The sequence below is a fragment of the Chryseobacterium phocaeense genome, assembly GCF_900169075.1.
Taxonomy (GTDB): domain Bacteria; phylum Bacteroidota; class Bacteroidia; order Flavobacteriales; family Weeksellaceae; genus Chryseobacterium; species Chryseobacterium phocaeense.
Genome location: NZ_LT827015.1, coordinates 2412030 through 2425108, shown reverse-complemented (window position 1 = coordinate 2425108; position 13079 = coordinate 2412030). Strand labels below are relative to the sequence as shown.

Below are 13079 nucleotides of genomic sequence, written 5' to 3'. Positions count from 1 at the left end.
AATCCCAGCTTGAACTTGTATTAATTTTTTGACATATTATCTGCTGATGCTAATATTTTATCCTTTAGTTTTTTTTGGATCTTCTGATCTGGGATATGTTCTTTCTTCCTGAATGGTTCCATCTTCTTTATGTATTTTAAGAGAACCTCCTTTTTCTTTCATATAATCTTTTGCATGATCTAAAGCATCGGCTTTGGTATCGAAACTTTTTATCGGTTTCTGTGTATTTTCCTTACCAAAATTCCATTGATTGTCTTTCTTAGTTAAATGATAATTGTCCATATTTTTATAATATTTAATTTATTTTTTATTATTTCGATTTCAGTGATTTGTATTATTTATCTTCACAAAGTTTGAGACCTTCAGCAATAAAGTCTGAGTAGGAAATTTTTAAACCCGCAAATTGAGGGTCATCAAGCCAGATTTCTTCAACTTTACTGATGGATGGATCGTGACTTGACGCGCCTTTTGCTGAACCGTTTAAAGCGTAAATTTTACCATTATCAGCTTTGCAGTAAATCTCTTTATAGCCGGAACAAAAAACGTCTACTTCATCTACTGAAAAAGGCCATTTTCCGATATATTCCTGTTTTGTAAACTTTTGATGGGTTTGACTTTCAGGATTTGCATTTTTGTTGCATGATAGAGCCACGAATAAAATCACCAAACAATATAATTTTTTCATAGTTTAAAATATGTTGTTGTACAAATGTATAGAACTCAATACAGACACGATTACGGATTTCCGTAATGACACTAAAAATCGGGAGCTCCTTCGTTATTAATTACATAATATTCATGATTTATATTGATTTAATCAGAACAAAATTTAACTAAGCAATTTTAAAAAGACCTATCTTCGCACCTATAAAACCCTACAAATGAAAAAAACAATTCTCCTCCTCTCAACACTCCTTGTATTAAACTCCTGCGTCGTAAGAACCGCAGCCAAAGTAGTAACCGGAGCGGCGACCTTAGGCTATAAAGCTGTAAAAGGAACTGTAAACGGCATCAGCTGGGCGGTAAGCAAGGCAAAAGGAAAAATAGATGAAGACCGCCTGGATGGGACGTGGAAAGTGGTAGGAGTGTATAAGGGTTCTTTTGAAGATTTTTCAAAGGATCAGAATCCGGAGAGCTCTTTTTCTACGGATTGCACGGACAGTTTTGACCAGATTATTTTTAAGGCTAAAAAATCCAAATTCAAACCGGTACACTGCAGTTCTGCAGACGAAGACTGGGTAAAATACTCCATGGAATTCGGGAAAAATCCACTGACCAAAGAAAAAGAAAACTATATAGAATACAATTCCAATAATTACATTTCGGTGATTGATGTAACTAATAAAACCATGGTGCTGGAAGGTAATGTGATGCCTAAACTGGCCTTTTCCGGAGCCAAATTATATCTGCTGGAAAAAGTAAAATAATTGTTCTCCTTTAACTTTGGTAACCTGTATTATTGGCATAGGAAGCTGTAGCGTTAAAAAAATTAAAATTTGATCCGTTAAAAAATTTCCACTGTTTGAGTGCGGATTGAATATTGAACTGAAAAAGTAATAATGATCCGCACGAGTTTTGGGAATTTTAGGAGCAAGTTTTAATTTTTAGCGGAAGATTCCAGCCTTGAACTTTTGGTTCATTTTGTTTCAAGACAAAAGAACAACTTAAAATTTTATTTCATAAACAGTTTTCTTAGATTAAACTTAAACGTAAGTCATAATACTTTAACATATACTAATGGTGCCCCCTCAATAAATTTTTGTTCTTTTGCAAAAAGTTTAATTTTAACATAATTACATGTCGAAGTTCGATGAGATCAGGTTTTTTGATGACAGTGAAGTGAATGAAGCCTTACTTGGAATAGCCCGCGATCCTATGATGAATGCACTGATGAGCTTTACTTTTCCCGAAACGGATAAGAAAGTCTGGAGGGAACAGTTTAAAAATATCCACTCCGTAAGCGATTTTCAGCACAATTTCATTGCCCATACCATCCGTCAGATCCTTGCAAAAAGCTCCGAAGGCCTTACTACTTCAGGATTTGATAAGCTGGATAAAAACACGCCTTATCTTTTCATTTCGAACCATAGAGACATTGTGCTAGATACTTCACTGATCAATCTGGTTCTGCTGGAAAGCGGTCTGATTATGACGGCTTCAGCGATCGGTGACAACCTGGTTCAGAAACCTTTTCTGCATGACCTGGCCAAACTGAACCGAAATTTTTTGGTTCAGAGAGGATTGCCGCTCCGTGAACAGCTGAAAAGCTCACAAATCATGTCTGAATATATTGATCAGCTTTTACATCATGAAAAACGCTCGGTCTGGATTGCCCAGCGTGAAGGCCGTACAAAAGACGGAAACGATGCTACCCAGCAGGGCGTTTTAAAAATGCTGGCTATGGCTGCGGGTGATCTTTCAGTAATAGAGTATTTTAAAACCCTGAAAATAGTTCCGGTATCCATTTCCTACGAATATGATCCTACAGATTCCTTAAAAATGCCGCAGCTTCTGGCCAAACACAGGGAAGAAGAATATATCAAAGGTGAGGATGAGGATTTCATGACGATGCTGAGCGGTGTTTTAGGTCAGAAGAAACGGATTCATCTGCATGCAGGGAATGTAATTGATACCGAACTGGATACCATTGCATTGGAATCTGACAACAAAAATAAGCAGCTACAGGCTGTTGCCCGGATCATTGATGATTCAATTATTCAGAATTATAAATTATGGCCGACGAAGTTTATCGCTTATGATTTACTCCATGACAGCAACACCTACGCAGATCAGTATACCGAAAAAGAAAAGCAGCTGTTTGTAAGAAGGCTTGAGATGCGCATTGATCCATCCGATCCTGTTTCCAAAGAATATTTCCTGGCTATGTACGCCAATCCTCTCATCAATACAATGAAATCCGGAGAAAATTCCTCTGAATAATAGCCTTTTTTTAAACATTAAGAGGGAAGGGACTTTAAGAAAGTCACATACATAAAATGCTTTCTCTTAAAGTGGAGCCTATCTTAATCTTTAATCCCTTAATGTTTCAAAATCTTTAAGTGAATTTCTCATCTTTTATCCGGATCATCAGCACATAAAAGATTATAGCATAAATCATCTGGATTCCCATGGCTTCCCAGTTTTCAATGGTGCTGCTTCCAAAAAGTAAAACAATAATCAAAACGGCTCCGGCTATAAGAGCCCATTGGGTTTTAAATCCAATAATCAGCATCAGTCCGATCAGAAACTCAGCGAAAGGCAGCGCTGTTCCAAAGATCGTGATCAAAGGTTCCGGCAACCAGCTTTTCTCAAAGCTTTTTGTCATCCCCTCCGCAAAAGCACTCAGCCTGGGAATCCGGGCAAGGCCGTGTCCCAGCATATTGACACCCATAGAAATTCTCAACAAAATGTAAGCGATATTTTGTAATGATAAATCTTTCATAGTATCTGATATTTATTTTTAATGATGTGTTTCTTCTGTCCTGAAAAATGGATAATCGATATAACCTTTGGCTCCGCCGCCGCCAAACAGGGTATGGGGATCTGAGATTTCATTCAGCGGTGCATTCACTTTTACGCGTTCCGGATAATCAGGATTGGTGAGGAATTTTCGTCCAAAACCGATAAGGTCTACCAGATTGTTTTCCAGGAGCTTTTCACCTTCTTCCGGGGTTTTATTTCCGGTTGCAATGATGGTATTTTTAAATTTTTTCCTCAATTCTGTACGGAAGTGCCCGGGAATTGCCGGGGCATCGTCCCAATCTGCCTCACACAGGTGAATATAAGCAATATCAAGACGGTTCAGCTGTTCTGCGGCCAGCATAATGGTGTCCAGGATCTCAGGATCATCCATGTCTTTAAATTTAATAAAAGGGGAGAGGCGTACTCCGGTTTTCTCTTTGCCTACCGCCTGGATGACAGCTTCCGTAAGTTCCAGTAAAAAGCGGATGCGGTTTTCCTTATTTCCACCGTATTCATCTGTCCGGATATTTGAATTGCTGCGAAGAAACTGATCAATCAGATAACCATTCGCTCCATGGATTTCAACACCGTCGAATCTTGCAGCAACAGCATTTTTAGCCCCTTCAGCAAATTCCCTGATCGCCTGTTTGATATCTGAAATGTCCATTGCTCTCGGCGTTTCTACCGGAACAAAGGTAGCATCCCCGTTAGCTGCTCCGTCAAAAATATAAACACTGGTATTGTTTGCAGTGAGAGCGGAGGGAGCCAGAGGCTGTAAACCATTTACTTTTGATGAAGAAACCCGGCCTACATGCCAAAGCTGCAAAAATATTTTTCCCTTTTTTTCATGAACTGCTTCTGTGACAAGCCGCCAGCCCTGAATCTGTTCCTCTGAATAAATTCCGGGCGTTCTTGCATAGCCCATACCCTGTAAAGATACCTGTGTAGCTTCAGTGATGATAAGTCCTGCGGAGGCACGCTGTCCATAGTATTCTGCCATTAAAGTATTGGGAATATCGCCCGGTTGTGAAGCCCGGCTTCGGGTCATAGGAGCCATTACGAAACGGTTTTTTAAATGATTTCCGGCTAATGTCCAAGTTTCAAAAAGTTTTTTCATTGGATTAATTCTAAAATTTTATAAATATTGTGATTATTGATTATACTGTTCTTCGCTGTTATCTACAGGTGTTTTGGGATCGTAGAGTACCATTTTGGCAATATCATCTTTCCGCATATACATCACATCGCTTTTCTTTTGGGTGTAATGGATAAACTCTTCCATAGCGTGTACCATCGCAGGTGTTCCGCCGATACGGTCGTGAAAGCTGATGCTCATCATTCTTCTTTTGGTGGCTCCTTCGGCATACAGCTGGTCGAATTCATGTTTTAACTGGGACAGGAACTGGTCCGGGCTCCAGTGGTTTCCGGCTACCTGTACAATATCATTATTTCGCAGCGTATAAGGCATGACCACGAATTTTTTTCCGTTGACATTGGTGACGAATGGTTCATCACGGCTCAGATCATCAATGTGATAAAGAAAACCCAGCTCCTGAAGTACTTTTAAAGTATTCGGGCTGCGTCTCAGCCAGTTGCAGTTGTAACCTATTGCTCTTTGTCCGGTAATTTTTTCAACCACATCCACGCCGTCTTTCACAAACGCCAGTTCATCAGCATAATTTTTATTCCATTGGTTATCCCAGGCAATGCCATGGGCCGCTATTTCGTGCCCGCCGTTCGCAATAGCTCTGGCTACTTCGGGGTATTTTTGAGCTGCAGTTCCTACGACATGAGAGGTCACTTTGATGTCATATTTTCTCCACAGGTCCAGCATTCTGTAAACGCCTTCATTGGCTCCATAGCGGTACCAGCTTTCCGCGGGAAGGTCAGGTTGTCCTTTAGGGAGAGGGCTGCTACTGAACGGGCTTTCGGCTCCTTCCGGCTGTCCCCCGGTTTCAAACTGCATGGAAACCGAAATCAACAGCTGTGCACCATTGGGCCAATGACTTTTAGTGGCTGCTTTTGTGGTATTGATATTTTTGCTTTCTTCTTTTGCAATAGAGTTGTTGCAGGAAAGTATCATCATTGCAAGGGAGAATATCGGTAATAAAGTGATGAATTTTTTCATATGATTGATAATTTAATAATGCAAAGTTTCTCCAATTTAGCCGGATAATTATTGTATGTAATTATGATATATTTGTAAAAATCAATTAAAATGAAACGTATTGTCAATTTCAGGGATTTTAACGTGTTCACCATTGAAAAGGAAATCTGGGACGTAGAGTATCACAACCACAATTTTTATGAACTGATTGTTATAGAATCCGGTAAAGGAAAGCACCGCCTGAATGACGTTACGTTCCCCTATAGAAAAGGAGATGTATTCCTGCTTCAGCCCAGTGACCATCATGAATTTATCATCAGTAAAAAGACCAGATTCATTTACATCAAATTTTCAGATCACTATATATCAACCTACCTGCTGCCCGGCAAAAGTAAAAATATAAAGGAAGCCATTCAGCTGTTGCTTACCGGCAGATCGGTACAGTATGAATCGGCAGTTCTCAACAGCGAAGACAGAAAACATTTTATCCGCCTGGCTCATCATATGCTGTACGAATTTTCAGCAAAAAAAATACATAGTGAAGACCTTGTTACCGGATTGTTTTCTGCTATGATCACTTTATTGTGCAGGAATTTAATCAATGATCCTGTTGCCAGGACCTGGAAGAACACGGAACTGAGTAAAATCGACAGGATTCTAGCCTACATCAGCATTTACGCACTGGATGAAACCAAAATGAGAATAGAGAATATGGCAGAAGAATTTTTACTCTCTCCCAATTACATCAGTATTTATGTAAAAAACAAGACCGGATTTTCTATCCAGCAGCATGTGATTCAGTATAAAATGAAAACAGCAGAAAAACTGCTCTCCCACAGTGATTATACCATTAGTGAAATTGCAGAAAAACTCAATTTTACAGATGCGAGCCACTTTAATAAACTGTTTACGAAATATAAAAACACATCACCTTCAAAATATAAAGCAGAACAGAAGGAATAGACAGCTTATAAAAACAAAAAAATTCCCCCGGATCTATCTGACAGGGGGGTAAAAATAAAAGAGCTGTTCCCAATCATTGAAACAGCTCTTCTGTACTTTAATTTTAAAAATTATTGAATTACAATACTTCTTTTTTGGACTGTATGTGCCGAAAAATAGCCTAATGCCCCATTATTGATATTACTCGGAGGATTCGTAGGCGTAAGGCCTCCGCCAGGTCCGCCGTCTCCTGAAATCTGCAGCAGAGCGGAATAATAGGTGAATATATTATTGTCAATGGACTGCATTTCCACATAAATAGTATCTCCAGGTGCTACCTTATGGTCCGTAGGATCATCCTCGTCATCCTCATTAGGAAGAAACAGAGGTCTTTGATTGACCAATCCATTGTTCACATTGTCCGAAAATACCTCAAAGGTTTTCTTAGTCATATTATTGACCGTGAAATTGAAAAGATAACGGTTTCCTAATACGGAAGGATCGGTGAAGACAGGTAAAAGAGTATACGTAGTCTCACCCCCGAAAGAAAAGGAATCCTGTGTAAGACCATCAAACGGGACTGCTTCAGGCATGGTGCTTTGAGCTGTGTACTGCTGTCCTTCCGCCTGTATTTTCAGCGTGTAGGTTCTGCCTGCAACACCCGTAAAAGTATTAGTCACGTATTTTCCGTCTCCCAGATATTGTAAAGTTTCTGTCTGGCCGGTGTTATCGCTTACAATCACCTGGGCGCCGGTAACGGCCGGATATTGATTGCTTGCTGTAAACGCCACAGATTTCGTGATTCTTACAACATAGGGTCCCGGCTGGTTTGTGATATTGCCTTCTATGACGATGGTTCCGCTTTTGTCATCCAGATCCAGATCGATTTCCTTTTCACAGGACATTACGGTAAACAGGGTTAATATGATAAAAATAATATTCTTCATGATCTAAAATTTGAAATTATACGTGATGTTCGGTACCCATCTGAACAGGGAAGTCTGCATGGCACGGGTTGTTCCCGGATTATTCGGATTGTCTTCAAACGTAATGGTGTAGGCATTTTCACGTCCGTAGATATTGTAAATACCAAATGACCATGAGCCTTTGAAGCGTCTGTTGGATTCCGGTTCGTAGGTGGCACTCAGATCCATTCTGTGGTATGCGGGCATACGGTCTGCATTCCGGCTGCTGTACTGGAATATGGTCTGCCCGTTCAGCTCGTATTTTCCGGTAGGGAAGGTTACCGCATTTCCTGTACTGTACAGGAATAATCCGGATAAAGACCATTTCTTATTCAGCTCGTAGGTCGCAACAATGGAAAGATCATGGGTCTTGTCCATTCTGGCATTGTACCAGTCATTATCATTGATGCCGTTTATTTTTCTTTCAGTTTTAGACAGGGTATAGGAGATCCATCCGGTCAGCCTTCCGCTTTTCTTTTTTGCGATCAGTTCAAGTCCGTACGCTCTTCCTTTACCGAAAAGCAGCTCGCTTTCAACATCTGCGGCCGTATCAAACGTGATCTGTGCCCCGTTTTTATAGTCGATCTGGTTTTTCATGGATTTGTAATAGATCTCAGCATTCAGCTCATAATTATTGTTGTTGAAATTCCTGCTGTATCCTGCGCTCACCTGGTCTGCAATTTCAGGTTTTATGCTGTAGCTGCTTCCGATCCACTGGTCCGTAGGATTTCCGCTGCTGCTGTTGCTCAGAAGATGGAGATTCTGTGTATTGCGGGAATATCCTGCCTTGATGCTGCTTACCTCATTGATACGATAGTTGGCGGTGATTCTCGGTTCCAGATTCACATAAGTCTTCCCGAATTCACCCTTTTCCAGAAAGCGGCTGTCTGTTAGAACACCATTTTCATAAGTATTATACGTATCACCTCCTAAAACGCTGAAAGAGGAAAGCCTCAAACCGTAATTCACGGTAAGCTTATCAGTCGCTTTGAAATCATCATTGATGTATACTGCATTTTCCCATGATTTCCTTGGATTTCTCGGAAAGCTGCTCACACTCGTGCCGGAAGCACTGCTCGGCGTAATCGTATGGTAAATAGACTGTAACCCGAAACGTACCGAATGTTTATTTCCTGCAAACCATGTAAAATCCTGCTTAAGATTCCAGTCCTCAATCTGTGAATCCAGACCAAAAGTGTTGTCATTGCTCTCAAGTTTGATCTTGTAATTATAATTGCTGTAAATTAAGGAAGTATTGGAGAATAATTTACTGCTGATAATGCTGTTCCATCGTAACGTAGCCGTTGTGTTTCCCCAGTCTGTAGAGAACGTATCACCCAGTCCCAGAACGTCTCTTCCGAAATATCCGGACAGGTAAAGACGGTTGCTTTCGTTAATCTGGTAATTGGCTTTTAAATTCAGGTCATAGAAGTAGAGCTTGCTGTCTTTAAAATCATCGCTTCCTTTCAGAAAAAGATCGGCGTAGGTTCTTCTTCCGGAAACTATAAATGATGATTTTTCCTTTTGGATAGGACCCTCCACGCTCAGCCTGCTGCTGATCAGCCCGATGCCTCCGTTTACATTGTAATCCTTGTTGTTCCCGTCTTTCATTTTTACATCCATTACCGAAGAAAGTCTTCCTCCGTATTGGGCCGGACTGTTTCCCTTGATAATGCTGGCATCTTTCAGGGCATCACTGTTGAAGGTACTGAAAAAGCCAAGAAGGTGAGAGGCGTTGTACACCGGAGCCTCATCCAGTAAGATCAGGTTCTGGTCGGTAGCACCACCTCTTACACTGAATCCGCTGCTTCCTTCACCGTTGCTTTTAATTCCGGGAAGAAGCTGGATGGTTTTCATCACATCCTTTTCCCCGAAAAGTACCGGAAGCTTTTCTATATTTTTAATGCTCAGGGTTTCAGTTCCCATCTGGGCAGTGGTAAGGTTTTTATCCTTTTTAACCCCTGAAATAACCACTTCATCTATTTTTCCTATTTTTTCATCCCCTTTTTCCTCCTGGTTCAGCGGCAGATCCAGCTTTGTATTCTGTTCCACTTTGATGGGATACTCAAAATCCTTGTAACCGGGATAGGAAACAATCAGCGTGTAATTTCCCTCAGGAAGTGACAGCGAGTAGAATCCGTATTCATTGGCAACGACAGCAATGGACGGGTCTTCGCTTACTTTTACGGTAACCCCGATCAGCAGTTCGCCGTTTTTGTGATCCTTCACAGTACCGCTTACCGAGTACTTTTGCTGCGCCAGGGCCATAGAGCTGAAACAGAGTACAGCAGCTGTGGCGGCAGCCTTAAAAAACAATTTTTGCATTCAGTTTAAATTTTAATGGAGTAGAAGTCTCTCAAATAGTCTATTGAATTGGATGGATGTTACAGGAAATTAGAAGAATGAAACTTTTCTTGTTAGATAAATGGTTTTTAGTTTACTGTGAAACGTAAAAAATCAAATGATATTACGGGATTGTAAAAAAATATTTTTAATATCCATTTAAAGAGTGACATAATTATTCAATCTCTGTAACCATGAAAGTTTCCTGGGTTTTTAATAGTTTGCATCCGGTGTTCTGGTTTATAGTTTAGTTTTGTTTATCCTGAAAAAGTAAAAAACTCCCTCATCAGGGATACAAAAGTAGCAAAATACTACAACCGGCATCAGGATTTAATGTAATCTTAACGTTAAATACCTAAAATCCGGTAGAAGATCGGTCTGTTTTTGTAACAAATAAGAAACATCGAGGTCATGAAGTTGGAAAAAGTATTCCAAAAATCAATTATATTTGTTTAATTATTCGTTCGTACGTACTGTACAATGATTTTCCGGTATATGTGTAAATAAATGACGAGCTAAAAAATGATTCCACTTCACGAACTCCTGTTTTTTGTTCTTGCTGCTCTTATTCTGGTAATAAGTCCGGGTCCCAATATGATTTATCTTATTTCAAAATCTATCACCCAGGGGAAAAAATCAGGCTTAATCTCGCTGGCAGGCGTAGTGTGCGGATTCATGTTTCATATTGTGATGGTATCCTTCGGTCTGACTGCCGTATTACTGGCGGTTCCGGTAGCTTACACTGTTCTGAAAACACTGGGAACGGTTTATCTTTTATATCTGGCCTATCAGGCGGTTAAACCTAAGAGCAGGAACCTGTTTGATGTAGATAAAAACAGTCCGCATGACGGACCGAGAAAGCTTTTCACTGTGGGTTTCTTAACGAATGTACTGAATCCAAAAGTGGCCGTGTTTTACCTGTCCTTTTTTCCACAATTCATTAAACCTGAGTACGGTTCTGTTTTGATCCAGAGTTTTGAATTGGGAATTATCCAGGTTTTGGTAAGCTTCAGTGTCAATTTTATCATAGTCCTTACGGCTGCAAAGGTCGCAGCATTTTTCGCAGGTAATCCGTTTTGGGTAAAGATCCAGAAATGGTTTATGGCAGGCGTACTCACGTATCTGGCTGTAAAAATGGCTTTTTCAAAAGCTAAGTAAATGAACTGCTAAAGGCTTCTTTATCCCGGTTTTTATGCTTCATTTAAAGGATAATGTTTTGGTTTGCGTCTGTTCTTATGAATATTTCTAATTTTACGCTACTATTTAAAGATGAAACAAAGCATTCCGACATATGATTTAAGCAGCATCACGCACCACGGCATTCTGATTGAAAGAATTGAAAAACGGACGATGAGCACGGAAGACAACCTTTTTGATAAAGGCGTTCACCGGGACAGTCATTATATTTTTACCTACCTGGAAAGCGGACATGCCAAAATGATGGTGGATTTTAAGACCATTGAAGCCCGGGATGCGGCGGTTTTCTTTCTGCTGCCCGGTCAGGTTCATGAAGGAATTTTAATGGATGAGGTAAGCGGATGGTTTATCGCGGTTAAGGCAGATCTGCTGCCGGATACGGTAAGAGCTGTGTTTGAGGAATCTTTGGTGGATATCCAGCCCATTTCTATTGATAAAATCCGTGCAGAAAGGCTCAGCGCCTGTGCAAAAATGCTCCAGATGGCCTATACGGAAGAGATGCTGGAAACGAACGACGGCTTTTTTGTGGTTCAGTCTTTGATGAATGCTTTTGCCGGTCTGTATGCCCTGATCTTTCTGGAGGAAAATAATCCTGAAATTGTCAGTGAAAGCCGTGCCGTTCAGCTGGCCCGGAAATTCAGGATTCTTGTAAGGAAAGAATTCAGAACGCTGAAAAATCCGTCAGGCTATGCAGCACTCCTGAATATTTCCCGGGGATATCTCACAGAAGTCATCCGGGAGGTGACCGGAAAACCAGCCCAGCACTGGATTCAGCAGGAGGTTTTAATAGAGGCCAAAAGACTCCTTTCCTTCACGCAGCTTACCGTAAAGGAAATTGCCTATGAACTGGGTTACAGCGATCACACCTATTTTTCACGGTTATTCTCCAAAACAGAAGGCTATCCACCGTCTGAGTTCCGGGACAAAAACCGGAAGAGATCCTAACCGCGAATAGTCCAATCATTTCCCTGAAACGGCTATCGACCGGTCTTTATTTTGAAGCTTCCTTTGTATTAAAATTTTTTATGCCAAGCTTACCAAAATGGATCAATGACACGTTAGAAAATGTCATGTCCTCCAAATTTCAGGAATGCACCGTTATCCATACCGAAACTGTTTCAGATGATCTTCGCCTTATCCGTTTTGCTGCCGATCTGCGGGATGTTCACTTTGAACCTGCCTATGCCATCGGGATCAGGGTTAATGAAAGGGATTACCGCAATTATTCTCCATTTAATTTCAATAAATATAAGGGAACTTTTGATGTAATGTTCCATCTGCATGATACCCGGGCCGTAGGAAGCAGCTTTGCAGAAAGCCTCACCGAAGGTGAATCTACCAAAGTTTTAATGCCGCGGGGAAAGCGCTTTTTTGAACCCAATGCGGAAATCCATTTCTCCATTGGTGATGAAACCTCACTGGGAACCTCCCTGTCCATCAAAGAAGAAGCAGAAGATGCGGACGCTTCATTTGTATGCCTTCATGAGCTGGAAGAGCCGGCAGTCCTGAAAAAACTGGAACTGTACGGCTATCATGCCCCCAAAAACGACATTCAGAACATTATGGAAGCCCTCAACGATTTTTTAAAAGAGGAAAAAGAAGCGGTTTACAACAATCAGGTGGTTTTCTACCTTACGGGAAACGGAAATACCATGTCGGTGATCCGGAAATTCCTTAAAGCAAAAGGAGTGGATGCGAAGTGTGTAAGGTCGCAGGCATATTGGATAGAGGGCAAAAAGGGACTTTAAAAGCTGTTTGTTAGTTCTTCATAGAGTAAGGTTTCCACCAAATAGGACCGTCATCATTTTATGTGACGGTTTTTTTATGCACTTAGTCTTCCTGTAGTGCTTTAGTAGAAGGTTTTTCCGAATCTAAATGGTTGAAAGCGAGATTTGGTCGCTTGTTTTTCACGAAAAAGGGAAATACCCTAATTTCTAAAAATCAGTACATTCCCTTAATCTGAATTTGTTTTTCTTTTGGAAATTTGTATCAGAAGAAAGAGGGAAACAGAAAATGAAGAGGAGGGAAGGCGTAGAACAGTAAACCGGGAGAAAAGTTCTTTA

13 protein-coding genes are annotated in these 13079 nt (G+C 40.6%); 6 read left to right on the top strand and 7 right to left on the bottom strand.

Annotated elements, in window-relative coordinates; translation table 11 throughout:
• Positions 1 to 57: 57 nt before the first annotated feature.
• Together B7E04_RS17755 and B7E04_RS17750 are read right to left on the bottom strand one after the other, a co-directional pair.
• A complete protein-coding gene (locus B7E04_RS17755; protein WP_080779903.1) occupies positions 58 to 282 on the bottom strand; it encodes a DUF2188 domain-containing protein in 225 nt (74 codons plus the stop codon).
• Between the two features lie 52 nt (positions 283 to 334).
• Entirely contained in the window at positions 335 to 685 is a 351-nt protein-coding gene (locus tag B7E04_RS17750) for a DUF2511 domain-containing protein (RefSeq protein WP_080779902.1), read from the bottom strand.
• A gap of 196 nt (positions 686 to 881) precedes the next feature.
• On the opposite strand from B7E04_RS17750, the gene B7E04_RS17745 reads away from it, so the two are divergent.
• Entirely contained in the window at positions 882 to 1427 is a 546-nt protein-coding gene (locus tag B7E04_RS17745; RefSeq protein ID WP_080779901.1) for a hypothetical protein, read from the top strand.
• Between the two features lie 370 nt (positions 1428 to 1797).
• The gene (locus tag B7E04_RS17740) at positions 1798 to 2940 is read left to right on the top strand and encodes a 1-acyl-sn-glycerol-3-phosphate acyltransferase (protein WP_080779900.1); all 1143 of its coding nucleotides are present in this window, start codon (positions 1798 to 1800) and stop codon (positions 2938 to 2940) included.
• A gap of 115 nt (positions 2941 to 3055) precedes the next feature.
• On the opposite strand, the gene B7E04_RS17735 is transcribed toward B7E04_RS17740, so the two are convergent.
• The 3 genes from B7E04_RS17735 to B7E04_RS17725 are packed head-to-tail and all read right to left on the bottom strand — an operon-like array spanning position 3056 to position 5590.
• Positions 3056 to 3442, bottom strand: coding sequence for a DoxX family protein (locus B7E04_RS17735; protein WP_080779899.1), 387 nt, complete (start codon positions 3440 to 3442; stop codon positions 3056 to 3058).
• Positions 3443 to 3460: 18 nt separating this feature from the next.
• Entirely contained in the window at positions 3461 to 4579 is a 1119-nt protein-coding gene (locus B7E04_RS17730; RefSeq protein WP_080779898.1) for an alkene reductase, read from the bottom strand.
• Positions 4580 to 4612: 33 nt separating this feature from the next.
• Positions 4613 to 5590 carry a polysaccharide deacetylase family protein gene (locus B7E04_RS17725; RefSeq protein ID WP_228439978.1) on the bottom strand — a complete coding sequence of 326 codons (978 nt, stop codon included), beginning with the start codon at positions 5588 to 5590 and terminating at the stop codon, positions 4613 to 4615.
• A 90-nt stretch (positions 5591 to 5680) separates the two neighbouring features.
• Here B7E04_RS17725 and B7E04_RS17720 point away from each other — a divergent pair, with 90 nt between their 5' ends.
• On the top strand, positions 5681 to 6532 hold the full coding sequence (locus tag B7E04_RS17720) for an AraC family transcriptional regulator (protein ID WP_080779897.1): 852 nt from the start codon (positions 5681 to 5683) through the stop codon (positions 6530 to 6532).
• 110 nt (positions 6533 to 6642) lie between these two features.
• Here the strand turns inward: B7E04_RS17720 and B7E04_RS17715 are convergent, their stop codons facing one another.
• Positions 6643 to 7458: a DUF4249 domain-containing protein gene (locus tag B7E04_RS17715; RefSeq protein ID WP_080779896.1), complete on the bottom strand. Its 816-nt coding sequence runs from the start codon at positions 7456 to 7458 to the stop codon at positions 6643 to 6645.
• Positions 7459 to 7461: 3 nt separating this feature from the next.
• On the bottom strand, positions 7462 to 9801 hold the full coding sequence (locus tag B7E04_RS17710) for a TonB-dependent receptor (protein ID WP_080779895.1): 2340 nt from the start codon (positions 9799 to 9801) through the stop codon (positions 7462 to 7464).
• 540 nt (positions 9802 to 10341) lie between these two features.
• Between B7E04_RS17710 and B7E04_RS17705 the strand changes: the two genes are divergently transcribed.
• The 3 genes from B7E04_RS17705 to B7E04_RS17695 all read left to right on the top strand — a co-directional run bounded on the left by B7E04_RS17705 (position 10342) and on the right by B7E04_RS17695 (position 12764).
• Entirely contained in the window at positions 10342 to 10977 is a 636-nt protein-coding gene (locus B7E04_RS17705) for a LysE family translocator (RefSeq protein ID WP_080779894.1), read from the top strand.
• A gap of 111 nt (positions 10978 to 11088) precedes the next feature.
• Positions 11089 to 11961, top strand: coding sequence for a helix-turn-helix domain-containing protein (locus B7E04_RS17700; protein ID WP_080779893.1), 873 nt, complete (start codon positions 11089 to 11091; stop codon positions 11959 to 11961).
• A gap of 80 nt (positions 11962 to 12041) precedes the next feature.
• A complete protein-coding gene (locus tag B7E04_RS17695) occupies positions 12042 to 12764 on the top strand; it encodes a siderophore-interacting protein (RefSeq protein WP_080779892.1) in 723 nt (240 codons plus the stop codon).
• The last annotated feature ends 315 nt before the right edge of the window (positions 12765 to 13079 follow it).

What these genes read in the sequence shown, in the direction of transcription:
- B7E04_RS17755 (WP_080779903.1), bottom strand. Translation starts at nt 282, where the DNA reads ATGGACAATTATCATTTAACTAAGAAAGACAATCAATGGAATTTTGGT.
- B7E04_RS17750 (WP_080779902.1), bottom strand. Translation starts at nt 685, where the DNA reads ATGAAAAAATTATATTGTTTGGTGATTTTATTCGTGGCTCTATCATGC.
- B7E04_RS17745 (WP_080779901.1), top strand. Translation starts at nt 882, where the DNA reads ATGAAAAAAACAATTCTCCTCCTCTCAACACTCCTTGTATTAAACTCC.
- B7E04_RS17740 (WP_080779900.1), top strand. Translation starts at nt 1,798, where the DNA reads ATGTCGAAGTTCGATGAGATCAGGTTTTTTGATGACAGTGAAGTGAAT.
- B7E04_RS17735 (WP_080779899.1), bottom strand. Translation starts at nt 3,442, where the DNA reads ATGAAAGATTTATCATTACAAAATATCGCTTACATTTTGTTGAGAATT.
- B7E04_RS17730 (WP_080779898.1), bottom strand. Translation starts at nt 4,579, where the DNA reads ATGAAAAAACTTTTTGAAACTTGGACATTAGCCGGAAATCATTTAAAA.
- B7E04_RS17725 (WP_228439978.1), bottom strand. Translation starts at nt 5,590, where the DNA reads ATGAAAAAATTCATCACTTTATTACCGATATTCTCCCTTGCAATGATG.
- B7E04_RS17720 (WP_080779897.1), top strand. Translation starts at nt 5,681, where the DNA reads ATGAAACGTATTGTCAATTTCAGGGATTTTAACGTGTTCACCATTGAA.
- B7E04_RS17715 (WP_080779896.1), bottom strand. Translation starts at nt 7,458, where the DNA reads ATGAAGAATATTATTTTTATCATATTAACCCTGTTTACCGTAATGTCC.
- B7E04_RS17710 (WP_080779895.1), bottom strand. Translation starts at nt 9,801, where the DNA reads ATGCAAAAATTGTTTTTTAAGGCTGCCGCCACAGCTGCTGTACTCTGT.
- B7E04_RS17705 (WP_080779894.1), top strand. Translation starts at nt 10,342, where the DNA reads ATGATTCCACTTCACGAACTCCTGTTTTTTGTTCTTGCTGCTCTTATT.
- B7E04_RS17700 (WP_080779893.1), top strand. Translation starts at nt 11,089, where the DNA reads ATGAAACAAAGCATTCCGACATATGATTTAAGCAGCATCACGCACCAC.
- B7E04_RS17695 (WP_080779892.1), top strand. Translation starts at nt 12,042, where the DNA reads ATGCCAAGCTTACCAAAATGGATCAATGACACGTTAGAAAATGTCATG.